The following is a 23,464-nucleotide window of genomic DNA, read 5'->3' as shown; positions in this document are numbered from 1 at the left end:
ACTTCGGTGAGGGTAAAGATGCGTGACGATGTGGTCGAGGCGAGTGCGGTGGTCGGGCACACGCCGGACGTGGTGTGGCAGATCGTCGGATCGCCGGAGTGGTACTCGCGGTTCGTGCCCGAGATCAGCGGGTGCGAGATCGTCGAGCCCGCCGCCCGGGGCCGGGGCCCCCGGGGCGTGATCCGGATCGTGCCCGAGCGCGGGCGCGTGCTGGAGACCCAGGTCCAGGCCGTCGTGTACCGGCCGGGCGAGCACGTCGTGTGGTGCGGCGTCCCCGACGAGGGCACGTGGGTCTCCCTCGAGCTGAGACCGCTGGCCGGGGGCAAGACCGAGCTGTTCGTCCGGATGATGCTGCCGCCGGCGCACGCGGATCTGGTGTCGTCGGTGAAGAAGGACGTCCGTACCCTCGCGCGGCGCCTCGACCTGCACCTGGCCGGGCAGTCCGACCCCGACGCCGACAACGATGGCAACAAGGCCACGAAGCTGCGCACCACGAGCATCCTGGTGCGCGCCGGCGTCCTCAGCGCGGGCCGCCCGGACAAGATCGCCCGCCAGCTCGGCCAGCTCGCCCAGTGGGGGGCCACGATCGCCGGCGGCTACCAGGCCGCCGCGGCCCGCGTGCCGGACGAGCCCGCCCTGCACGACGAGCGCAACCTCCGCACCTTCCGGCAGGTCCAGGAGCGCAGCGACCGGCTCGCGAACGGGCTGAGCGAGCTCGGCGTCGGCGAACGCGACCGGATCGCGCTGATGTGCCGCAACCACGCCGCGATGGTCGAGTCGTTCGTCGCCGCCAGCAAGCTCGGCGCCGACCTGATCCTGCTCAACACCGGGCTGTCCGCGGCCTCGGTCAAGGACGTCATCGCCGAGCACGAGCCGGCGGCCGTGCTGGCCGACGACGAGTTCGCGCAGACCATCGCGAACGTCCCGGGCGAGTTCGCCCGGATCAGCACGTGGCCGGACGCCGAAACCGGCTACCCGACCGTCGACGAGCTGATCCACGCCGCGCCCGCCGACCCGCCCAAGCCGGTCGACCGGCCGGGCCGCGTGGTCGTGCTCACGTCCGGGACCTCCGGGACGCCGAAGGGCGCACGGCGCCCCACCCCCAAGGGCATGGGGACGGCCGCGGCGATCCTCGACCGGATCCCGCTGCGCGCCGGCGACCGGATCCTCGTCGCGGCGCCGCTGTTCCACAGCTGGGGCCTGGCCGCGATGCAGCTCGGCATGGCGCTGCGGGCGTCGCTGGCGCTGATCCGCAAGTTCGACGCCGAGGAGACGCTGCGGGCGATCGCCGAGCAGAAGTGCGACGCGCTGTTCGTGGTGCCGATCATGCTGCAGCGGATCATGGACCTGCCCGAGCGGGTGCGGGCGCGCTACGACCTGTCGTCGCTGCGGATCGTCGCGAGCAGCGGGTCGGCGATGTCCGGCGCGTTCGTCACGCAGTTCATGGACACCTTCGGCGACGTCCTCTACAACTTCTACGGCTCGACCGAGGTGTCCTGGGCGAGCATCGCCGACCCGGCCGACCTGCGCGCGGCGCCGGGCACGGCCGGGCGCTGCCCGCTCGGCACCCGCGTCGCGATCCTCGACGAGGACCGCAAGCCCGTCCCGCCGGGCGGCGAGGGCCAGATCTTCGTCGGCAACGACATGCTGTTCGACGGCTACACGAACGGCACCGACCCGGCGCGCGCGGCGGACCTGATGGCGACCGGCGACGTCGGCTACCTCGACGCGGCGGGCCGCTTGTTCGTGACCGGCCGCGCCGACGAGATGATCGTGTCCGGCGGCGAGAACGTGTTCCCCCGTCCGGTCGAGGAAGCGCTGGTGGCCCTGCCGGGCGTGCACGACGCGGCGGTGGTCGGCGTGGCGGACGCGGAGTGGGGCCAGCGCCTCGCGGCGTACGTCGTCCCGCGGCGCGGGGCTTCGCTGCACGCCGAGGACATCCGGGCGTACATCCACCAGCGGCTGGCCCGGTTCGCGGTGCCGCGCGACGTGTACTTCGTGCCGGACCTGCCCCGCAACGCGACGGGCAAGATCCTCAAGCGCCTGCTGCACGACGACACCTGGCCGGCAACCTCCGACTACTGATGCCCGAACACACCCCCGACGGCCGTTACATCATCGTCAACGGCCGCCGCTGGCGCGCAACGGACCCGGAGATCCCGGACGACGTCCGCGACCGGCTGCAGAAGCATTTGATGGCGGCCCGCCGGGTACAGGACCGCGCGCGTACTCAGGTGGCGAAGGTGGCGTTGGGCGAACGGGGCGAGCCGTGGTGGGAGCAGACGTCCGCGCAACGGCGTGAGCGGTGGGAAAGGGGCCTCGCGGAGCTGGATCAGCCCACCGACTGATCGCTGCGGCGACGCTGGCCCGGATGCAGTGAATGACTCATTCCTTGCACCGGACGCCAGGAATGAGTCATTCACTGCATCGGAGACACCCTGGCCACCGGCTGACGCAGCACCGTCTTCAGCTTCGCCGGTTCCACCCGCCGCGGGTCGCCGAGGTAGATCTCGTGGTGCAGCCCGGCCGGCTCGAGCCCTTGCCGCTCAAGGAACTCCCCGTGCAGCCGGGCGAGCAGCGGACCTTCGTCGTCATACGAGCCCACGTGCAGCGCGTGCGCACACCGCCCCTCGTGCAGTTTCTCCAGGCGAACCGGCGCGTCGATCTTCTTCTTGCGCTGCACCGATTCCCGGGCCTCCTCGACGGCGTCCTCGCCGATCCACGCGGGCTGGGAGATGAGCATCGTCCACTGCCAGGAGTCCTTGGCCCGCACGGTGAACGCGCCGTAGTCCTCGGCCCACCACAAACCTTCCAGCGGCCCGACCACGAAATCCTCACCGGCACGCTTGGCCGTCATCTTGATCGTGTAGGCGAAGGCGTAAAGAGCTTCGACAGCCCGCTTGTAGCTCTCGGCCGTGTTCGGATTACCCCGGCCGTCGATCGCGAGGAACTGCTGCTCGGGCACCTCGACCAGCGCCCAGTCGGTGTTCTTCGGCGCGTACAGCTGCTTCAGGTCTTTCTTGACGTCGTAGGGCATCAGGTCATTCCTTCCAGCCACGCGGCTTCCGCTTCGAGCTGCGCGATCGAGTAGTCGAAGATCGCCCGGACGAACGGCGGCGCGTCGGCCTCCGCCGCGCGGCGGACTTCGGCCAGCCGCTGCGCCACCGCTTCGGCGCGCCGGGCCAGCGCGTTCGCGAGCCGCTCGGGCGGGATCGCCGGGCTGTTCGCCAGCCCGGCCAGCACCGGCGGGTGCATCGGGCGCAGTTCGGCGATGGCCGCCTCCGCGGCCTCCGCGCACGCCCGCCGGCCCGCGTCCGTCGCCGTGTACGTCTTCTTGGCCTTCGCGTGCGGCCGCTCCGCCGCGACCTCGGCGACCAGCCCGCGGTCACGGAGTTTGCCGAGCACGTAGTAGATCGAGCTGAAGCCGAGGGCGGTCCAGTCGCGCATGCCGCGTTCCGAGACGACCTCGTCCAGCTCGTAGCCGTGCCTCGGCCGCTCGACCAGGAGGCCGAGCACCGTCAGTTCCGCGTCGGTCAGCACCGGACTATTCTAGCGCTAGAATAGCGCCGCGTGTCCAGGTCGCCGGAAATTGTCGGTGGGTGCTGGCATGCTTCACCGGGTAAGCCTCCCCGGGCCACTAACCTGGGGAATCCGACCGGACGGCAAAGGAAACCAGTGGGGGGACAGGTGGTGACGGCGGTGCCGTGGACCGCGGAACGCGTGGCCGGGCTCGCGCCGGATCCCGCTTCGGAAAAGGCGGGCCGGGCGCTGGCCACGCCGGCGAAGTGGTCGGGCGCGGGTGCGTCCGAAGAGGCCGTGTGGGGCTTCTGCCAGGGCAGCGGCAAGAAGCCGTACCAGACGTGCGTCGAGCTCGCCGAGCCCGCGTTCCGGTGTTCCTGCCCCAGCCGGAAGTTCCCGTGCAAGCACGCGCTCGGGCTGTTGATGGTGTGGGCCGCGCGGCAGCTCGACACCGCCGAGCCACCCGAGTGGGTGCACACCTGGCTCGCCGAACGCGCCGATCGGGCTCAGCGCGCCGAAAAACGGGCGGAAGCGGCCAGCCCCAAGGACGAGGAAGCCGCCGCTCGCCGGGCCGGTGAACGCGCCGCGCGCGTCGAAGGCGGTGTCGCCGAACTGAAGGTCTGGCTCACCGACCGGGTCGGCGCGGGGTTCGCCGGTTTCGAGCGCAGCGGCGGTGAAGAGCTGCGCACGGTGGCCGCGCGGATGGTCGACGCCCAGGCGTCCGGCCTGGCGGGCGGGCTGCGGCGGGCGGCGGGCATCGTCGGCCGCCGCGACTGGCCGGAGGCGCTGCTCGGCGAACTGTCGCTGCTGTACCTGCTGGCGGACGCGGCGACCCGGCTGGACACGCTGCCGGGTCCGCTGGCCGAGACCGTCCGTACGCGGCTCGGCTTCTCGGTGGAGACGGCCCGGGTCCTGGACAGCGGCGAGCGCGTGTCGGACGAGTGGCTCATCACGGGCGCGGCCGACGAGGAGAACGACCGCCTGCTCACCCGCCGCACGTGGCTGCGCGGGCGGCTCACGGGCCGCGACGCGCTGGTGCTGTCGTTCGCGCCGCCGGGCCGTCCGCTGGACGCGTCGCTGCCACCCGGGCACCTGCTGACGGCGGAGCTGGCGTTCTACCCGGGCGCGGCGCCCCTGCGGGCGCTGGTGGCCGAGCGCGGCATCCCGCTGCCGGCCCCGGCCGCCGAGGGCGGGTCGATCGCGGACGCGCTGGCGGCGTACGCGCGGGCGATGGCGGCGGACCCGTGGCTCGAACGCTGGCCGGTCCTGCTGTCCGAAGTCACGCCGGCCGAACACGCGGGCGGCTGGTGTCTGTCCGAAAAGGACGGAACCGCGCTGCCGCTGGTCCCGTACGCGTTCCCGTGGTCGCTGCTGGCGATGTCCGCGGGCAAGCCGCTGACGGTGGCGGGCGAATGGAGCCAATCGGGGCTGCGGCCGCTGATGTGCTGGCAGGACGACCGGGCGGTGCGGCTGTGATGACATCCCGCCTCAGCCGGCTCCGATCGGCGAAACCCGAGTCACCCACCGCAGCACCCCATCGACCCCGGAAGGCGGTGAAGCCGTGAAAGCCTGGGAAGACCTCGTCGGCACCGCGCTGCTCGGCACCCGCCGGCGCACCCTCGACCCCGCCACCCAGCCGCCCGCCGTCCGCAACCTCGTCGAAGACCGCGCCGACCCGGCGGAACAGCTCCTCTCCGCGGCGGCCGTCCTCACCACCTACCGGCGCGCCGGGCGCCGGCCGCTCCACGACGTCCGCCCCCTGCCCGTCGCCGCGCCCGACGAGCGGCCGTTCGTCCCTCCCCTCGCGCGGGAACGGCTGGCCCGCCTGCTCGCCGCCAGCCACCCCGATCTCCTGCTGGAGTGGCTCGGCATCGTCGCCGGCACGGACTACCGCGTCCCGCCCGAAACGCTCCCGCTGCTCGCCGAAGCCGCGCGCAGCAAGGCCGCGCTGCGGGGGCCGCTCGTCGCCGTCGCCGGGCCGGTCGGGGCGTGGCTCGGGCAGCGCAACCCCGACTGGGGCTTCCTCGCCGCGCCGCCCGAAGAATCCGGCGACGTCTGGCAGTACGGCAGCCTGGCCCAGCGCCGCCGCTGGCTCGCCGCCAAGCTGGCCGACGATCCCGCGGCCGCCCGCGAAGCCCTGACGACGTCCTGGAAGACCGAACCGGCCGACATCCGGTCCGACTTCCTCGGCGTGCTCGCCGGGCACGTGCGCCCCGAGGACGAAACCTTCCTCGAAGCGGCCCTCGGCGATCGCGCCGCCGCCGTCCGCGAACGGGCCGCCGACCTGCTCGGCCGGCTGCCCGGCACGCGGTACGGCGAGACCATGGCCGACCGGCTGCGGCCGCTCGTCCGCCGGAAGGGCCGGGTGCTCGAAGTGTCCGTCCCGCAAGGCGAACGCGGCGAAGGCACCGTCCGGCTGCGCACCCTGGCCGCCGCCGCTCCCCTGGCCTTCTGGACCGAGTTCGGCCCGCCCGCCGAAGTGGTGCGGATGACCGTCGAGGGCTGCCCGCCCGGCGTCCTGCGCGACTCCTGGGCCACCGCGGCCCTGCGCCAGCGCGACGAAACCTGGGCGCAGGCGCTGATCGGCGCTGATCCGGGCGGCCGCACCACGCCACCGCTGCTCGGCGTGCTGAGCCCGGCGAGCCAGGCCGCCACCGTGGGGCACCTCGTGAGCCGGCTGCCCGTCGAGTCGTTCGCGCGGCTGGTCCACGAGCTGCCCCGGCCGTGGACCAAGGAGCTCGGCACCGCCCTGCTCGACTGGATCGCCCGCCAGGACGACCACCGCCTGGTCTCGCACGCCGCCGTCGTGATCGCCCGCGCGGTCCCCGCGGGGTGCCTCCGCCACCCGCTCGCCACCACGCGCCTGACCATGGACGCCGGTCCGTGGCGCCGGGCGCTCACCGAAACGCTGAACTTCCGCCGCGAAATGTACGAGGAGCTCGCATGACCGCCCCCGCCACCGTCCTCCGGCCGCACGCCGAGCAGGACCACGCCGCCGAGCTGGCCGCGCTGGCCGCCGCCGACGACCGGGTCAAGCCGCCCAACTGGAACCTGTCCCCGTGGGCCGTCGTCGAGTACCTGCTCGGCGGCACCTTGCCCGACGGCACCGTGATCACGCCGAAGTACGTCGGCCCGCGGCGGCTGATCGAGGTCGCCGTCGCGACGCTGGCCACCGATCGCGCGCTGCTGCTGCTCGGCGTGCCCGGCACGGCGAAGACCTGGGTGTCCGAGCACCTCTGCGCCGCCATCAGCGGGGATTCGACGCTGCTGGTGCAGGGCACCGCGGGCACGTCGGAGGAGTCCATCCGCTACGGCTGGAACTACGCCCGGCTGATCGCCGAAGGCCCGAGCGCCGCCGCGCTGGTCGAAAGCCCGCTGTTGCACGCGATGCGGGACGGCAAGCTCGCCCGGCTCGAGGAGCTGACCCGCATCCCGGCCGACGTCCAGGACTCGCTGATCACGATCCTGTCCGAAAAGACGCTCCCGATCCCGGAGCTGGGCACCGAGATCCAGGCGCGGCCGGGCTTCAACCTGATCGCGACGGCGAACAACCGCGACAAGGGCGTCAACGAGCTGTCCAGCGCGCTGCGGCGGCGGTTCAACACCGTGGTGCTGCCGCTGCCGGACAGCGCCGAGGCGGAGGTCGAGATCGTCAGCCGGCGGGTCGCCGAGCTGGGCACGTCACTGCAGCTGCCGGTGGAAGCCGCCGAGCTGAACGAGATCCGCCGGGTGGTCACGGTGTTCCGCGAGCTGCGCTCGGGGCGCACCGAGGACGGCCGCACGGCGGTGAAGTCCCCGTCCGGCACGCTCTCGACGGCCGAGGCGATCAGCGTGCTGACCGGCGGCCTCGCGCTGGCCACGCACTTCGGCGACGGCGTGCTGCGCCCGCACGACGTCGCGGCCGGTATCCACGGCGCGGTGGTCAAGGACCCGGTCGCCGACCGCGCGATCTGGATCGAGTACCTCGAGACGGTCATTCGCGAGCGCGACGGCTGGGCCGACTTCTACCGGGCGGGCCAGGAGCTTTCGTGACGACCCACCTGCTCGGCATCCGCCACCACGGCCCGGGTTCGGCCCGGGCCGTGGCGACGCGGCTCGCGCAGCTCGAACCCGACGTCGTGCTGATCGAAGGCCCGCCCGAGGCCGACGCCCTGGTCGAGCTGACCGAGGACCCGGCGATGGCGCCGCCGGTCGCGCTGCTGGCGTACGCGACCGACGACGTCTCGCGCGCCGCGTTCTGGCCGTTCGCCGTCTTCAGCCCGGAGTGGCAGGCGCTCACCTACGCACGCGAAGCCGGCATCCCGGTGCGGTTCTGCGACCTCCCGGCCGCGAACACGTTCGCCGCGGCGCCGGACGAGCACGCCGGCCCGCCCGGCGACCCGCTGGCCGCGCTGGCCTCGGCCGGCGGTTACGACGACCCGGAACGCTGGTGGGACGACGTCGTCGAGTCGCGGCGCGGCGACGACGACCCGTTCGAGGTGATCGCCGAGGCGATGACCGCGTTGCGGGAGGACGAAGAACCGCCGCGCGGCAACGAAGCGCGGCGCGAGGCCTACATGCGCTCGGTGCTGCGCCGCACCCGCAAGGACGGCTTCGAGAACATCGCCGTCGTCTGCGGGGCCTGGCACGTGCCCGCGCTGGCCGACCCGCTGCCGCCGGCGTCGCACGACCAGACCGTCCTCAAAGGACTGCCGAAGCGGAAGGTCGCGTGCACCTGGGTGCCGTGGACCCACGGGCGCCTCGCGACGGCCAGCGGCTACGGCGCCGGCGTGCGGTCGCCGGGCTGGTACCACCACCTGTTCACCACGGCCGAAGACGTCACCACGCGCTGGCTGACCGGTGTCGCGGGGGTGCTGCGGGAGGAGGACCTGCCCGTCTCGACCGCGCACGTCATCGAGGCGGTCCGGCTGTCCGAGACCCTGGCCACGCTGCGCGGGCGGTCGTCGGCCGGGCTGGCCGAGGTCACCGAAGCCACCCGATCCGTGCTCTGCGGCGGCGACGAGGTGCAGGTCGAGCTGGTCACGCGGCGGCTGGTGGTCGGCGAACGGCTCGGCGAGGTGCCCGAGCGGGTGCCGCAGCCACCGCTGGCCGCGGACCTGACCGCGACGGCGAAACGCCTGCGGCTCAAGAAGGACCCGATCGTCAAGGAGCTCGACCTCGACCTGCGCACATCCGGCGGGCTCGAGCGCTCGAAGCTGCTGCACCGGCTGCGGGTCCTCGGTATCGAGTGGGGAAGCCGGGAGGCGTCGGCGCGGCGGAACCGGGGCACGTTCCGGGAGACCTGGGCGCTGTGCTGGGAACCGGCGTTCGAGGTCGACCTGGTCGCGGCGGCGGTGCACGGCACCACCGTTCCGTCGGCGGCGACCGCCGCGGTCCGCGACACCGTCGAGGGCACGCCCCCGCTGGACGAGGTGACCACGGCCGTCGAGAACTGCCTGCTCGCCGATCTGCCGGAGGCCCTGCCCGAAGCGCTCGCGGCTCTGGACGCGCGGGCGGCGGCGGACGCGGACGTCGCCCGGCTCATGTCGGCGCTGCCCGCGCTGGCCCGGGCGACGCGGTACGGGAACGTCCGCGGCACCGACACCGGTGCGCTGCGCGCGGTCGCCGACCGCATGCTCGACCGGATCTGCGCCGGGCTGCCGCCGGCGACGCACGGGATCGACGACGACGCCGCGGCCCGGATGGCCCAGCTGGTCGATGGGGTGCACGACGCGACGTCCCTGCTGGGCGACGACCCGAAGGAGCGCTGGCTCGCGGCGCTGGCGCGGCTGGCCGAACGGCCGTCGCTTCCCCCGTTGCTGGCCGGCCGGCTGACCCGGATCCTGCACGACGCCGGGCTGCTCGACGCGCTGGACATCGAACTGCGGCTGGGCCGGGCGCTCACGCCGGGCATCGCGCCTTCGGCGGGCGCGGCGTACGTCGAAGGCTTCTTCGACGGCGGCGCGCTGCTGCTGGTGCACGACGAAGGTCTGCTGCGGGTGATCGACGCGTGGCTCGCGGGGATCCACGAAGACGTGTTCACCGAGGTGCTTCCGTTGCTGCGCCGCACGTTCGGCGCGTTCAGCGGGCCCGAGAAGCGGGCGATCGGGGACCGCGCGGCCGGGCTCACCGGCACCGCGGCGGTGGTGGCGATGGCCGAGGAACTGGACGAGGACCGGGCGGAGCGCGTGCTGCCGGTGCTCGCGACGCTGCTGGGGGTGGGGGCATGATCAAGGCGGACACCGAGCGCACGCGGCGCTGGCGGCTGGTGCTGGGTGCCGAGGGCGGGGGGCCGGGGTCGGGGCTCGCCGACGCCGAACTGTCCGATGAGGACAGTGGGGTCGACTCGGTCCTGGCCGCTCTCTACGACAAGCCGGACGAGGAGGCGGCGGGTGGCCCGCGCAGCGCGAACCTGGGTGCGTCGGCGCCGCGGGTCGCGCGGTGGCTGGGCGACATCCGCCGGTACTTCCCCAGCACCGTGGTGCAGGTGATGCAACGCGACGCGGTCGACCGGCTGGGGCTGACCCGGATGCTGCTGGAGAAGGAGCTGCTCTCGGCGGTCGAGCCGGACGTGCACCTGGTGGGCACCCTGCTTTCGCTGAACGGTGTGCTGCCCGAGGAGACCAAGGAAACCGCGCGCGAGGTCGTGCGCAAGGTGGTCGAGGAGCTGGAAGAGCGGCTCGCCGAGCGCACGCGCGCGGCGATCAAGGGCGCGCTGGACAAGGCGTCGCGCACGCAGCGGCCCCGGCCGGGCGACGTCGACTGGGCGCGCACGATCCACCGGAACCTCAAGCACTACTCCCCCGAGCTGGGCACGATCGTGCCGGAGCAGCTGGTCGGGTACGGCCGGCGTCAGCAGGCGGTGCAGCGCGACGTCGTCCTGGCTGTGGACCAGTCGGGCTCGATGGCGGAGTCGGTGGTGTACTCGGGGCTGTTCGGCGCCGTGCTGGCCTCGATGCGGGCGCTGAAGACGTCGTTCGTCGCGTTCGACACGGAGGTCGCGGACCTCACCGAGCACCTCGCCGACCCGGTCGACGTGCTGTTCGGCACCCAGCTGGGCGGCGGCACCGACATCAACCGGGCGATCGCGTACTGCCAGGGCCTGGTCGGCCGGCCCGAGCAGACGTTGCTGGTGCTGATCAGCGACCTGTACGAGGGCGGCGACGAGGACGAGCTGCGGCACCGGATCGCCGAGCTGGTGGGCTCGGGCGTCCAGGTGGTGACGCTGCTGGCGCTGTCCGACTCGGGCGCGCCGTCGTACGACCACGAGAACGCGGCGGCCCTGGCGGAGCTGGGGGTGCCGGCGTTCGCGTGCACGCCGGACCAGTTCCCGGAGCTGATGGCGGCGGCGATCCGGGGTGAGGACCTGCAGGCCTGGGTGGCGCGCGAGACCAGCTGAGTTGCGGAATGAAACCGACTGGCCGTCGGTTGAGACGAGAGCGGGACGCACTCGGGGCCCGCACCGCCGACCAGGAAGGGACGGCTCACCATGAAGGTTCGCAGCTCGGTCCGTTCGCTCGCCCGCCAGCCGGGCGCCCAGGTGATCCGGCGCGGCAACCGCGTGTTCGTGATCAACAAGGACAACCCGCGCTCGAAGGCCCGTCAGGGCTGACTCGGTGCGGCTGCCCGGTCTTCCGCGCGGCCGAACCGCATCACTCCGTCGTCCACGCGGGTGAACCGCATGTCGGCCAGATCCAGCAAGTAGTTCTGGCGCATCATCCAGGGCCGCCTCTCGCCCTGCTTCGGCAGGCCGGGGGCGGCCCTTTTGATGTACCCCGACGCTAGGTCCACGATCGGGCGCGGCCGCCCCGCCGTCGACGCCGAGGCCGCGTCCGGGGCGCAGTACGCGTACCCGCGCCGGTCCAGGTACGCCAGCAGCCGGCACACGTACTGGGACGTCAGGTCCGCCCGCAGCGTCCACGAGTTGTTCGTGTAGCCCACGCACCACGCCAGGTTCGGCACGCCCCCGAACATCATGCCCTTGTACGCCCGCTGCTCCCCCGGCTCGATCGCGCGGCCGTCGACCGTCAGGGAGATCCCGCCGAAGGCCACCAGCCGGAGCCCGGTCGCCGTCACGATGACGTCGGCGTCCAGCGAGCGGCCCGACTCCAGAAGGACGCCGGACGCCGTGAACCGCGCGATCCGGTCCGTCACGATGTCCGCCTTGCCCGACCGCAGCGCCCGGAACAGGTCCGCGTCCGGCACCAGGCACAGGCGCTGGTCCCACGGGTCGTACGACGGCACGAAGTGCGGGTCCACCGGGATCGACGCCGGCAGCTGCGCCGCCACCCGATCCCGCAGCGCCTGGGCCGCCCGGCGCGGCAGCCGCCGCATGAGCTGGAAGAACAGCGTCCCCATGACGACGTTCTTGCCCCGCACCACCCGGTGCGCGAGCTTCTCCGGCAGCAGCGCCCGGATCCGGTCGGCCAGCGCGTCCTGGCCCGGCCGCGCCACGATGTACGACGGCGAACGCTGCAGCATCGTCACCCGCGCCGCCTGCGAGGCCATCGCCGGGACCAGTGTCACCGCCGTCGCGCCGCTGCCGATGACCACGACCTGCTTGTCCGCGTAGTCCAGCGAAGCGGGCCAGTGCTGCGGGTGCACGATCTCCCCCGCGAACTCCGCGCGGCCCGGGAAGTCGACGACGTGCCCGGACTCGTACGAGTAGTAACCACTGCACAGGTACAGGAACCGGCAGGTGAACGTCGCCCCGTGCTCGGTCGAAACCGTCCAGAGCGCGTCCGACGACGACCACGACGCCCGCACGACCCGATGGCCGAAGCGGATCCGATCGACGACTCCGTGTGCCGCCGCCGTCTCCCGGATGTACGCCAGGATCGACGGCCCGTCGGCGATCGCCTTCGGGTCCTTCCACGGCCGGAACGGGTAGCCGAGGGTGAACATGTCCGAATCGGACCGGATGCCTGGATAGCGGAACAGGTCCCAGGTGCCGCCGATCGTGTCGCGCGCCTCGAGGATGGCGTACGTCTTGCCCGGCAGCCGTTCCTGGAGCCGGCAGGCCGCGCCGACGCCGGACAGGCCGGCGCCCACGATCAGGACGTCCACGTGCTCGGCGGTGGTCATGAAATCCAGCCTAACCGAGGTGGGGACCCCGCCGGACCGGGTCGGGGCACCGGTCCGGCGGGGCAGACCCGCTACAGGGGAACGACCTTCGTCGCACCGAAGCTGCCCTTGAGCGGCACCACCACGGACTTGCCGCGCACGGTCACCGTCACGCTGTCCTGCGTCTGGGTCGGGTCCGACACGGCGAGCTGGCGGCGCCGGCCGGACCGCCCCACCGCGACCGACGCGGGCCCGGAGACGCGCACGTCACCGGCCGAGCCGGCCGCGAAGAAGTTCGCCAGCAGCGTCTCCCCGACCTGGACCGCCTGGACCGTCGCGGTGTTCGCCCGCACCTGCCACGCCCAGGACGCACCGACCGTGCCCAGGACCGACGCACCGGGCAGCACCGCGTACGCGTACTTCGCGTCCGTCGGCTGGACTCCGTGCTCCAGCACCAGCTTCTGGTACCGGCGCGTGTTCGGCGTCGTGGTGCCCTTGGTGTTGGCGCCGGTGTCGATGTCGCGCCACGCACCGGTGCGGTCCTCCCGCAACGCCGTCACCGAAGCGTCGTCCAGGAGCACGTACCCGCCGACGTTCTCCAGGTGCACCCAGCGCGGCCGCCGCAGCGCGGAGACCTTGCCGAGGTCGGTCGCGACGCGCCGGAAGTCGGCGGTCAGCGCGCCGCGGCCGCCCTCGCCGAGGTTGCGGTTCTCGATCGCCGTGCGCACCGCGTGCGGCGACGTGCTGGTGATCCCGGCGCCGAGGCACACGATCCCCGACGGCGTGAAGAACCACGACTTCTTCGCGACCAATGAGCCGTCCCAGGACTTGAAGTCGAACGCGTAGGTGCCGTGCTCGTCGTCCCAGCGGACGCCGCCGGTGTGCGGGTTCGGGCCGACCGGCACGCCGCCGAACTTCGGGTCGGCCGGGCCGTCGTTTTCGGTCGTGCCCGGCAGCAGCAGCGGGTCGACCGTCGGCCAGTAGGCGTCGGTGTAGTGGCCCTTCGCGTTCGGCAGGAACGTGTAGAGCACGCCGTCGCCGACGTGGTAGCCCTTGAGGTTCTGGCCGTTGATGGACTCGTAGCGCGAAATCCGCGTCGAGCTGACGCCGAGGGACGCCGACCAGCCGTCGGTGACGTGCACCATCCGGTCCTGCTGGCCGAAGATCCGGTGCGTGGCGACCACCCGCGCCGGCCGCGCGCCCGAGGCCGGCATGTCCTGCGCGAACTCGATGCCCGGCGTCGCCACCAGGTCCGGGCCGGGCGCGAACCGCTCCGGGTCCGGGATCTTCAGGAACGGCGCGTACGTGCCCTCCTTGATCCACTTCGAGGCCAGGGCGTTCAGGTCGGTCTTCGTCTTCCCGGAAGCCGTGCGGGCGAGGACCAGCGTCGCGACGGTCAGCTGGTGGCCGATGTCGTGCCCGGTCTCGCCCTGCCGCGAAAGCATCCGGCCGCGCACCGGTTCCATCAGCGCGCCCGCGTAGACGAACGGCGCGAAGCTGTCCGCGACCAGCGCGTAGATCTTGTCCTTCAGCGGCTGCGGGAGCGCGAACTCCGTGCCCTGCGTGACGTGGATGGCGCCGGCGAGCGCGGTGAGCAGGACGATGCCGTAGTGCCCGGGGTACGGGATGGTGTCGTGCTGGATGAACGAGCCGTCGACGTGGAAGCCGTCGCCCGCCGCGCGGTCCAGCTTGGCGACGACGCTCGCCGCGCCCCCGCCGGCGACGTCGGTCAGCGCGTCGATGCCGGTTTTGATCCACGCCGTGTCGCCGATCAGCGCACCGGCGACGATCGAGATCAGGGCCTTGTCCGCGCGGTTCGCGCCGGTCTCGACGAGCGACGGGTTGTTGGCGCGGACGTTCGGGTTGCCGACGAACCGCTTGATCGGGCTGACGTAGCGGGCCAGCTCGTCGGCGGTCAGCTGGTCGGCGACCACCGAAAGCGTGTGCAGCACGTAGTACGGGACGCCGATTTCGTAGGTGTACCAGTTGCCGATCTCGCCGACGTCCGGGTTGTACTGGCTCGCGTAGATCAGTTCCAGCGCGGCCTTGATCCGCTCGAGCACCGCCGGGTCGCCGGCCAGCGCGCCACCCGGCGTGCCCCAGTCGACGGCGATCGCGCGCAGCCGGGCGTACATCGATGTCGTGTAGTCACTGCCCGGTCCGAGCGGCAGGTCCGTCCACAGTGGAGCGCCGCCGCCGGCGACGGACAGGCTGTCGTTGTACGCCTTCGCGACGCGGCTCAGGTTGGCCAGGGCTTCGGTGCGTTCGGGCGACGGCCGGTTGATGCCGGTCTGCAGCTGCCGGTAGGCAGCGACGATCGGCGCGGTGGCGGTCGGCACCCCACTCGCGGCGGCGGCCACCGGAGTGGCGGCCGCCGCGAACGCGGGACGGGTGAGCAACACGGTCGAAGCGGCCGCCAGCGCGCCGCCGCGCAGGGCGTTTCTCCGGTTCACGGGCATGACAATGCCTCCCAGGAAGACATCTTCGGCTTGCGGGGAAAAGGGGAACGGAATTCAGTTGTGCGGCGGCGTGGTAGGTCCCCTCACTTTCCAAAAGAAAGTGGCGCGTACGTATCTTTCCTAGGGAAAGCTCGGGGGTTGAGGGGTAAAAACCGCACTTTCGTACCGAAAGTGCGGGGTCTGGCGGGTCAGCGGGAGCCGTCGGTGCGGCGGGGCAGCTGCCAGGGGTTGGCCTCCTGGAGGGGTTCGGGCAGCAGGGTGTCCGGGAAGCCCTGCCACGCGACCGGACGCAGGAAGCGCTCGATCGCGGCGGTGCCGACGGACGTCGTGGTCGGGGCGGTCGTGGCCGGGTACGGGCCGCCGTGCTGCTGGGCCCAGCTCACCGTGACGCCGGTGGGCCAGTCGTTCCACAGCAGCCGGCCGGCGATGCGGGCCAGCGCCGGCAGCACCGGCCGGATCCAGTCCGCATCGGACTCCTCGCCGTGGATCGTGGCGGTGAGCCCCGGTTCGATGACGTCGAGCAGGCTCAGCAGTTCGGCCTGATCGGCGTAGGCGACGATCAGCGACGCCGGGCCGAAGCACTCTTCGTGCACCGAGTCGCCGCCTTCGAGGAACTGCTTGCCGGTGGTGGCCAGCAGCGTCGGGGTGAAGGACGGCGACTCCGAAGCCGCTTCGGACACGACCTCGACGCCCGGCACCTCGCGCAGCTGCGCGAGCTTGTCGGCGTACCCGGCGGCGATGCGGTCGTTGAGCATCGGCTGGGCCGCGGCACCCGACAACGCCTGGCGCAGCGCGTCGGTCAGGCCGTGGTCCTCGGGCAGGAACAGCAGGCCCGGCTTGGTGCAGAACTGGCCGGCCCCGAGCGAGAACGACCCGGCGTACCCCTTCGCGACCGCCTCCCCGCGTGCGGCGATGGCGGCCTCGGTGACGACGACCGGGTTCACGCTGCCGAGCTCGCCGTAGAACGGGATCGGCCGCGGCCGCGCGTTCGCGATGTCGAACAGCGCCCGTCCCCCGGGGATGGACCCGGTGAACGACGCCGCCGCGATCCGCGGGTCCTTCAGCGCGGTGACGCCCTCCTCCTGCCCGAAGATGACGTCGAAGATGCCTTCGGGCGCACCCGCGCCGACCAGGGCTTCGCGCACGATCCGGCCGGTCAGGGCGGACAGCTCCGGGTGGCCGGGGTGGGCCTTGAGGACCACCGGGCAGCCCGCAGCCAGCGCGGATGCCGTGTCGCCGCCGGCGACGCTGAACGCGAACGGGAAGTTGCTGGCCGCGAACACCAGCACCGGCCCGATCGCGGTCTTCACGCGGCGGATGTCCGGGCGCGGGCCCATCGGCCAGTCCGGATCGGCGTGGTCGACGGTGGCACCGAGGTACTCGCCGTCGGTGAGCACCTCCGCGAAGAGGCGGAGCTGGAACGTCGTGCGCTTCAGCTCGCCGGCCAGCCGCGGGGTGGCGGGCAGGTGGGTCTCGCGGTGGGCGAGCGGGACGAGGTCGTCCGCGGCGGCGTCGAGGGCGTCGGCGGCCGCGACGAGCCAGCGGGCGCGCTCGGCCGGGGTCGCCTCGGCGGCGGGACGGGCGGCCGCGGCGGCTCCCGTCAGGATCTTCTCGAGCGTGGCGGCGTCAGTGGCCTGGCTCATTCGGTACAGCTCCTCAGTGCATCTCGTGGGCGGCGGCGGTGGCCGCGCCCAGATCGCTCCAGCGACCCGGGCCGGCCAGTCCGAGGTGGTACAGGTGCAGCTCGGCGGCGCCCGCCTTGGCCAGCTCGCCGACGTACGCGGCGATGTCCGGCACCGGCGCGGCGGCGACCGCGGTGATGTAGCTGCCGATCGCGACGCGCTCGGGCAAGGCTTCCCGAGCCGCCGCGACGGCCTCGGCGCCGGTGGCGGGCGCCCACCCGAACACTACGACCGCGTCGACGTCGTCCGCAGCGGACGGCGTCAGCCCGGGCAGCGCGCCGGTGACCCACGGGTCGAGCGCGCCGTGCAGCACGATCCGGGTGCCCGGCGGCAGCGTGGCCAAAACGGCGGCTCGCAGTTCGTCGGTGGCCTGCTGCCGGGTCCGCAGCAGCATCTGGGTCAGCTCCGGCGGCAACCGGTCGCCGGAGACGCCGAGGTCGCCGGTCGCGATCAGCCGCCGGACCTCCTCGACGAGCTGGGCCCGGACGGTGTCCGCGTCGAGGTCCCACGAAGCGGCGCAGGCCTCACAGCAGCAGATCGACAGCAGCCGGGCCACCGCGGGCGCCCAGACGCCGTCGGTCTTCTCGTGCTGGTGCTGGTGCACCGCGCCGAGCGGGCCGCAGGCCTCGAGGATCACCGACGACAGCTCGAGCCCGGCGACGGCCTCGGCGGTCAGCGTCGCGGCGTACTCGCGCACCGCGGGCTGCGCAGGGCACAGCGCCCAGGGGTAGCTCTCGCCGAAGCAGTTGCGCACCACGACGTCCGGGTGCTCGTAGCCGAGCTGCGAGTTGTGGGTCAGCACGATCCACGCGGCCGCCGGGATCCCGGCCTCGTTCAGCACCCGGACAGCGTCAGAACCGCTGTCCGGGGCAGAAACCCAGTCCGGAGTGGACGGACGCAACCGTTTGCTTCCCCAGGCTTCCGCACGCACCGGCCGGTAGAACGCCGCGTGCCGCGCCACGACGGCCGTGCGCGAAGCCGACCACGGCGTCGCCGCCCGCGCGCTGTGGTAGGACAGCGCGACGGCCACCTCGTCGACGCCCAGGTCGCGGGCCCGCGCGGCGAACCCGGCCTCCAGGACGTCCCAGGGATAGGCGTATCCCGTCACCTTCACCGGATCACCACCTCGTCGTGTTCGGCTCGAACCCGGGTACGTACTCGCGCATGTAGGTCACGTCGTCCCGCTTGGTCAGTCCACATCGGACGTAGTTCTCGTGCAGCCGGGCCAGCGCGTCCTCGTCCAGCTTGACGCCGAGGCCCGGGGCCGGCGGCACCGCCACGGCGCCGTCGCGGAACTCCAGCACCCCCGGCTCGATGACGTCCTCGACCTTCCACGGCCAGTGCGTGTCGCAGGCGTAGGTCAGGTGCGGGGTCGCCGCGGCGACCTGGACCATCGCGGCCAGGCTGATCCCGAGGTGGCTGTTGGAGTGCATCGACAGGCCGACACCGAAGCTTTCGCAGGTCGTCGACAGCGACTGCGTCGCCCGCAGCCCGCCCCAGAAGTGGTGGTCCGAGAGCAGCACGCCGATCGCGCGCGCCCGGAAGCCCGGCTCGATGTCGCCGAAGTTCACCACGCACATGTTGGTGGCCAGCGGCATCGACGCCTCGGCGGCCACCTGGGCCATGCCGTCGATGCCCGGCGTCGGGTCTTCGAGGTACTCCAGGACACCGTCGAGCTCACCAGCCACCCGGATACCGGTCCGAGGCGTCCACGCGCCGTTCGGGTCGATCCGCAGCGGGTGGCCGGGGAACGCTTCGGCGAGCGCACGGATCCCGTCGACCTCCTGCGCGGGCTCGAAGACCCCGCCCTTGAGCTTGATCGAGCGGAAGCCGTACTCGTCGATCATCCGCTTCGCCGAACCGACCAGCGTCTCCGGCGTGGTGATCTCGCCCCAGGAGTCCTCGCGGCCGTCGACGTGCTTGCCGTACTTGTAGAACAGGTAGGCGGAGAACTCGACGGCGTCGCGGGCCTTGCCGCCGAGCAGGTCGGCGATCGGGCGCCCGAGGTACTGGCCCTGCGCGTCCATGCACGCGACTTCGAACAGCGAGTACACGCTCGCGACGGTCTTGCGGATGGAGAACCCGCCGATCAGCCCGTGGGCGTCGGTCAGGACCGTGCCCGACAACACCCGGGCGACCAGCCGCTGCAGGCCGGGCAGGTCGAAGACGTCGTGGCCGCGCAGCTCCGGCAGGACCTTGCGCACCTCGCCGAGGAACGCGTCGTCGCCATAGGACTCGCCGAGCCCCACGACGCCGTCTTCGCACTTGACCTGCACGACGCTGCGCAACGCGAACGGCTCGTGCACGCCCATGACGTTGAGCAGCGGCGGGTCGGCGAACGCGACCGGCGTCAGCACCACATCGAGGATCTTCATCAGCCCAGCGCCTTCAGCGTCACGAAGCCGTCCTCCACGATCTTCTCGAGCCGGTGGATCTGCTCCGGCGTCGGCTCGACCAGCGGCGGCCGGACCGGGCCGACCTTGTCGCCGCGCAACCGGGCGGCGGCCTTGACCAGGGACACCGCGAAGCCCGGCGTCTCGTCCCGCAGCGCCACCAGCGGCAGGTAGAAGCCCGTCAGCAGCGCGTCCATCACGCGGGTGTCGCCCTCGCCGAGCGCACGGTGGAAGCGGTGCGCGATCTCGGGTGCGAAGCAGTGCACGGCCGAGGAATAGCGGGCGACGCCGATCGAGGCGTACGCCTTGGCGGACACCTCGGCGGTGGGCAAGCCGTTGAAGAACAGGAAGTTCCGCGCCCGCTCGGTGTCCAGCGACCGGATCGTGGTGACGATCCGGGTCATCACCTCGACGTCGCCGTAGCCGTCCTTGAGGCCTGCGATCGAGGGGATGTCGAGCAGCGAAGCCGCGGCCGGCGCACCGAACACGCCGGTGCCGCGGTGGTAGACGATCACCGGCACGGACGAGTCGCCGACGGCGTAGCGGACGAAGTCGACCAGCCCCGCCTGCGGCCCGGAAACGAGGTACGGCGGCAGGAGCAGGACACCGTCCGCGCCGCCGGCCTGAGCCGCCGCGATGCCGGCCCGCGCCGACGCCGCGCCGCCCCCGGCGCCCACCCAGACCGGGACGCGGCCGGCGGCCACCTCCCGGGACCGGGTGAGCACCGAGGCGTGCTCGGCGGGCGAGAGCGAGCTGAACTCGCCGGTGCCGCACGCGACGAACAGCGCACCGGCGCCCGCCGCGATGTGGCTCTCCACGTTCTCCGCGAGCGCGTCGAGGTTGACCTCGAGGTCCTCGGTGAACGGGGTGAGGGGGAACGCCAGCAGGCCGTCCAGCTCGATCTCGGTCTGTGCCATCAGTTTCTGCTCTCTCGTCCTTTTTCGGTTTCGGCCCGGGGGTGGCCGACGTCAGGCGGGCACGGTCGTGCCTTCCTTCATCCTGTCGACGTCGTCGTCGGTGTTCACGGTGTCGACGATCTCATCGGCGACCGAGCTGCGCTCGGGCGCGATCAGGCCGAGGCCGACGTAGAGGGTGAGCGAAACCAGGATCGGGGTCGCGATGAGCACCGTCTGGTTCGCGTTGAAGACGTAGTAGCAGAGGCCGTAGGCGATCAGGCCGCCCGCCCAGGAGACCAGCGCCGCACGCGGGCCGCACTTGCGGAACCACGGCAGCATGCCCAGCAGCAGCGGGATCGAGATCGGGCCCATCAGCGCGGCGACCCAGTTGACGACGATCTGCAGCACGCCGCCGAGGTTCTGCGCCTGCGTGGCCACGAGCATGGTCAGCGCGACGAACACGACCGTGGTGACCCGTGCGGCCTTGAGGCCCTGGACGTCGGTCCACTGCCGGGTGCGGCGGACCATCGCCGGGATCATGTCCCGGGTGATCACCGCGGAGATCGCGTTGGCGTCGGAGGAGACCATCGCCATGGTGTGCGAGAAGATCCCGGCCAGCACCAGGCCGACCAGGCCCGGCGGGAGGAACGTCGTGGTCATGATCGCGTAGGACTGCGTCGGGTCCTTGATGCCCGGGATGAGCAGCGGCGCCGCGAACATCGGGAACATCAGCACCAGGGGCCACAACAGGTACAGCGCGGACGAAAGCCGCGCGCCGCGCCGGGCCTCGTGGGTGTTCGGCGCCGCCATGTAGCGCTGCGCCAGGTTCCACATGCCTCCGTTGTACTCCAGCGTCTTCACGAGCACGTAAACGAGCAAGAAGATGGTGGTGTACTTGGACGTCACCGGGTCGACGTGGTTCTCGGGCAGCTTGTCCCACATCGTCCAGAGCGCGGAGATCCCGCCCAGCTTGCCCAGCACGACGACGATCATCACGATCGCGGCGATGCCCTGGATGACGAACTGGCCGAAGTCGGTGAGCGCGTCGGCCCACAGCCCGCCGATGGTGCAGTAGACGAGGGTGACGGCGCCGGTGATGAGGATGCCGAGGTTGTAGTCCAGGCCAGCGAAGACGTGCAGCAACGTCGCCACGGCGAACCACTTGGCCGCGATGTCGAAGATCTTCAGCAGGCTGCCGCTCCAGGCGAGCGCCTGCTGCGTCGGCACGTTGTACCGCTTGGCCAGGTACTCCAGCGGCGAGGCGACGCCGAGCTTCGAGCGCAACCGGTTCCAGCGGGCCGCGAACAGCCAGCTGCCGATCCCCACACCGACGCCGATGCTGGCGAAGCCCCAGAAGTACACGGTGACGCCGCTGGTATACGCGACGCCCGCGTACGCGACGAAGAGCACCGCGCTGTAGCCGGACATGTGGTGCGAGATGCCCGCCAGCCACCACGGCATCTTGCCGCCGGCCGTGAAGAAGTCCTTCACGTCGCTGACCCGTTTGTGCGACCACCAGCCGATCACGATCATCAGCACGAAGTACGCGCAGACCATCGCCCAGTCGAGTACGTGCACCGCAGGCTCCTTTCCGCGTCCACAGTGATGCGGTTCCCGAAGGAGATGTTCACATCCATGAACGGAGTCTGTTATAGTGATTATGTTCATCCATAAGAACGTTGTTCGGGACGCTAATATGGCCGGAGTCACAAGTCAACGGCCGGACGGAGGAGCACAAATGCCGCAGAAGGTGGACAACCCGGCAGCGGCCGACGGCGCTCCCGCCGAGTCGTCGGGAGTGAAGTCCGCGCGCCGGGCCGTCGACCTCATCGAGACGTTCGCGGCGAACGACGTCTGGCTGTCGCTGTCCGACCTGCACGCACGCACGGGCTTCCCGCGCTCGTCGCTGCACGGCCTGCTGCGGACGCTGCTGGAGGCCGGCTGGCTGGAGGCGGACACGAACACCGCCCGCTACCGCCTCGGTGTCCGCGCGCTGATCTGCGGCACGGCGTACCTGGACCGCGACGCCGTCGTCCCGTTCGCCACCGAGGCCTTGGAGCGCATCCGGGAGAAGACCGGCTTCACCGCGCACTTCGCGCGGCGCAACGGCACCGAGGTCGTTTACCTGGAGACGCGCGAGTCGCAGCGTTCCACGCACCTCGTCTCCCGCGTCGGGCGCACGCTGCCCACGCACGCGACCGCGCTGGGCAAGGCGCTGCTGGCCGAGCTGACGCACGACGAGATCGAGGCGCTGATGCCGGCGTCGCTGACCGCGCTGACGCCGAACACCATCACCACGCTCGAAGGCCTGCACGCCGAGTGCGCCGCGACGCGCGAGCGGGGGTACGCCGCCGAGATCGAGGAAGGCACGCTCGGCGTCCGCTGCGTCGCCGCGGTGATCCCCTACCGGATCCCGGGCACCGACGCGATCAGCTGCTCGATGCCGATCTCCCAGGTGACCGACGCCGACGCGCAGCGCGTCGGCGAGCTGCTCGCCGAAATCACCGCCGAGCTCGGGCAGCAGCTGCGCCGCGCCGGTATCCGGTAACACCCCAGTCCGCCGCCATTCCTTGTTAGGAGAGAACCCCATGACGGACCAGCGCGTGCTCATCACCGGGTCGGCGGGTGTCGTCGGCACCCTGATGCGGCCCCGCTTGAAGCGCGACGGCCGCGTGCTGCGCCTGCTCGACCTGGCCCCGCAGACGGCGTCGGACGCGTCCGAGGAGATCGTGACGGCGTCGGTCACCGACCCGGCGGCGATGGCCGCGGCGTGCGAAGGCGTCGACGCGCTGATCCACCTCGGCGGGCACAGCCGCGAGAACACGTGGGAAGCGACGCTCGACGTCAACATCAACGGCACGCAGACGGTGCTGGAGGCGGCGCGGTCGGCGGGGATTTCGCGGGTGATCCTGGCTTCCAGCAACCACGCGGTCGGCTTCCGACGCAACGATTCGGATCTTCCGGCGGACTCGTCGCCGCGCCCGGACACGTACTACGGCGTCAGCAAGGCGGCGATCGAGGCGCTGGGCAGCCTGTACCACTCGCGCTTCGGCATGGACGTCATCGTGATCCGGATCGGCTCGTGCTTCGAGACGCCGTTGCCGCTGGGCCCGCGCGGCCTGACGACGTGGCTCTCCCCGGACGACGGCGCCCGCCTGTTCGAGGCCTGCCTGTCGGCGCCGTCGCCGGGGTACCGGCTGATCTGGGGTGTCTCGGACAACACGCGCCGCATCTACTCCCTGGCCGAGGCCGAAGCCCTGGGGTACAAGTCCCTGGACGACGCCGAGGTGTACGCGGAGCAGCTGGCTTCTCGCCCCGCACCGACCGGTGCCGCGGCGGAGTACGTCGGCGGCCCGTTCTGCACCGCTCCCCTGGGCGTCTTCAACCCGCTCTGACGTTCCGTGAATGTCGCCTTGAGGGACTTGAAGTCCCTCAAGGCAACATTCACGGCTTTGGTACTAGTACCTTGGCGG

The 23,464-nt window shown here is 72.1% G+C and carries 19 protein-coding genes; 10 read left to right on the top strand and 9 right to left on the bottom strand.

Annotated features, from left to right (window positions below; translation table 11 throughout):
- Positions 1 to 18 precede the first annotated feature (18 nt).
- Positions 19 to 2,085, top strand: a complete 2,067-nt coding sequence (locus AB0M83_RS39480) for an AMP-binding protein (RefSeq protein ID WP_364525416.1) — start codon at positions 19 to 21, stop codon at positions 2,083 to 2,085.
- Positions 2,085 to 2,348: a hypothetical protein gene (locus AB0M83_RS39475; RefSeq protein WP_364525414.1), complete on the top strand. Its 264-nt coding sequence runs from the start codon at positions 2,085 to 2,087 to the stop codon at positions 2,346 to 2,348. The genes AB0M83_RS39480 and AB0M83_RS39475 overlap by 1 nt, the downstream gene beginning before the upstream one ends.
- A 71-nt stretch (positions 2,349 to 2,419) precedes the next feature.
- Here AB0M83_RS39475 and AB0M83_RS39470 read toward each other — a convergent pair whose 3' ends face one another.
- A complete protein-coding gene (locus AB0M83_RS39470) occupies positions 2,420 to 3,037 on the bottom strand; it encodes a GyrI-like domain-containing protein (RefSeq protein WP_364525412.1) in 618 nt (205 codons plus the stop codon).
- Entirely contained in the window at positions 3,037 to 3,540 is a 504-nt protein-coding gene (locus tag AB0M83_RS39465; protein ID WP_364525410.1) for a PadR family transcriptional regulator, read from the bottom strand. The genes AB0M83_RS39470 and AB0M83_RS39465 overlap by 1 nt, the downstream gene beginning before the upstream one ends.
- 135 nt (positions 3,541 to 3,675) lie before the next feature.
- Here AB0M83_RS39465 and AB0M83_RS39460 point away from each other — a divergent pair, with 135 nt between their 5' ends.
- The 6 genes from AB0M83_RS39460 to rpmJ all read left to right on the top strand — a co-directional run bounded on the left by AB0M83_RS39460 (position 3,676) and on the right by rpmJ (position 11,110).
- Complete coding sequence (locus AB0M83_RS39460; RefSeq protein ID WP_364525408.1) at positions 3,676 to 4,995, top strand: SWIM zinc finger family protein; 1,320 nt, start codon at positions 3,676 to 3,678, stop codon at positions 4,993 to 4,995.
- Positions 4,996 to 5,080: 85 nt separating this feature from the next.
- Positions 5,081 to 6,466 (top strand): DUF5691 domain-containing protein, encoded by a 1,386-nt coding sequence (locus tag AB0M83_RS39455; protein ID WP_364525406.1) that lies wholly within the window; start codon positions 5,081 to 5,083, stop codon positions 6,464 to 6,466.
- On the top strand, positions 6,463 to 7,551 hold the full coding sequence (locus tag AB0M83_RS39450) for an AAA family ATPase (RefSeq protein ID WP_364525404.1): 1,089 nt from the start codon (positions 6,463 to 6,465) through the stop codon (positions 7,549 to 7,551). Before AB0M83_RS39455 ends, AB0M83_RS39450 begins: the two co-directional genes overlap by 4 nt.
- Positions 7,548 to 9,728 (top strand): DUF5682 family protein, encoded by a 2,181-nt coding sequence (locus AB0M83_RS39445; RefSeq protein ID WP_364525402.1) that lies wholly within the window; start codon positions 7,548 to 7,550, stop codon positions 9,726 to 9,728. The genes AB0M83_RS39450 and AB0M83_RS39445 overlap by 4 nt, the downstream gene beginning before the upstream one ends.
- Positions 9,725 to 10,897 (top strand): VWA domain-containing protein, encoded by a 1,173-nt coding sequence (locus AB0M83_RS39440; RefSeq protein ID WP_364525401.1) that lies wholly within the window; start codon positions 9,725 to 9,727, stop codon positions 10,895 to 10,897. The genes AB0M83_RS39445 and AB0M83_RS39440 overlap by 4 nt, the downstream gene beginning before the upstream one ends.
- A gap of 90 nt (positions 10,898 to 10,987) precedes the next feature.
- Positions 10,988 to 11,110 (top strand): 50S ribosomal protein L36, encoded by a 123-nt coding sequence (rpmJ, locus tag AB0M83_RS39435; RefSeq protein WP_284742536.1) that lies wholly within the window; start codon positions 10,988 to 10,990, stop codon positions 11,108 to 11,110.
- On the opposite strand, the gene AB0M83_RS39430 is transcribed toward rpmJ, so the two are convergent.
- The 7 genes from AB0M83_RS39430 to AB0M83_RS39400 all read right to left on the bottom strand — a co-directional run bounded on the left by AB0M83_RS39430 (position 11,101) and on the right by AB0M83_RS39400 (position 21,569).
- Entirely contained in the window at positions 11,101 to 12,582 is a 1,482-nt protein-coding gene (locus tag AB0M83_RS39430) for an NAD(P)/FAD-dependent oxidoreductase (protein WP_364525398.1), read from the bottom strand. The genes rpmJ and AB0M83_RS39430 overlap by 10 nt on opposite strands.
- A gap of 71 nt (positions 12,583 to 12,653) precedes the next feature.
- Positions 12,654 to 15,020 (bottom strand): polysaccharide lyase 8 family protein, encoded by a 2,367-nt coding sequence (locus tag AB0M83_RS39425; protein ID WP_364525396.1) that lies wholly within the window; start codon positions 15,018 to 15,020, stop codon positions 12,654 to 12,656.
- A gap of 188 nt (positions 15,021 to 15,208) precedes the next feature.
- On the bottom strand, positions 15,209 to 16,672 hold the full coding sequence (locus AB0M83_RS39420; protein ID WP_364525444.1) for an aldehyde dehydrogenase (NADP(+)): 1,464 nt from the start codon (positions 16,670 to 16,672) through the stop codon (positions 15,209 to 15,211).
- Positions 16,673 to 16,676: 4 nt separating this feature from the next.
- Positions 16,677 to 17,816 (bottom strand): hypothetical protein, encoded by a 1,140-nt coding sequence (locus AB0M83_RS39415; RefSeq protein ID WP_364525394.1) that lies wholly within the window; start codon positions 17,814 to 17,816, stop codon positions 16,677 to 16,679.
- A gap of 4 nt (positions 17,817 to 17,820) precedes the next feature.
- A complete protein-coding gene (locus tag AB0M83_RS39410; RefSeq protein WP_364525392.1) occupies positions 17,821 to 19,077 on the bottom strand; it encodes a glucarate dehydratase family protein in 1,257 nt (418 codons plus the stop codon).
- Positions 19,077 to 20,012 (bottom strand): 5-dehydro-4-deoxyglucarate dehydratase, encoded by a 936-nt coding sequence (locus tag AB0M83_RS39405; RefSeq protein WP_364525390.1) that lies wholly within the window; start codon positions 20,010 to 20,012, stop codon positions 19,077 to 19,079. The genes AB0M83_RS39410 and AB0M83_RS39405 overlap by 1 nt, the downstream gene beginning before the upstream one ends.
- Positions 20,013 to 20,063: 51 nt before the next feature.
- Positions 20,064 to 21,569 carry a sodium:solute symporter family protein gene (locus tag AB0M83_RS39400; RefSeq protein ID WP_364525388.1) on the bottom strand — a complete coding sequence of 502 codons (1,506 nt, stop codon included), beginning with the start codon at positions 21,567 to 21,569 and terminating at the stop codon, positions 20,064 to 20,066.
- Between the two features lie 160 nt (positions 21,570 to 21,729).
- Between AB0M83_RS39400 and AB0M83_RS39395 the strand changes: the two genes are divergently transcribed.
- Both AB0M83_RS39395 and AB0M83_RS39390 read left to right on the top strand, forming a co-directional pair.
- On the top strand, positions 21,730 to 22,539 hold the full coding sequence (locus AB0M83_RS39395) for an IclR family transcriptional regulator (RefSeq protein WP_364525386.1): 810 nt from the start codon (positions 21,730 to 21,732) through the stop codon (positions 22,537 to 22,539).
- A 40-nt stretch (positions 22,540 to 22,579) separates the two neighbouring features.
- A complete protein-coding gene (locus tag AB0M83_RS39390; protein WP_364525384.1) occupies positions 22,580 to 23,386 on the top strand; it encodes an NAD(P)-dependent oxidoreductase in 807 nt (268 codons plus the stop codon).
- Positions 23,387 to 23,464 lie beyond the last annotated feature (78 nt).

Origin of the sequence: Amycolatopsis sp. NPDC051106 (genome assembly GCF_040682775.1) — a bacterium.
Lineage (GTDB): Bacteria > Actinomycetota > Actinomycetes > Mycobacteriales > Pseudonocardiaceae > Amycolatopsis.
This window is presented reverse-complemented; position numbering and strand designations above follow the sequence as displayed.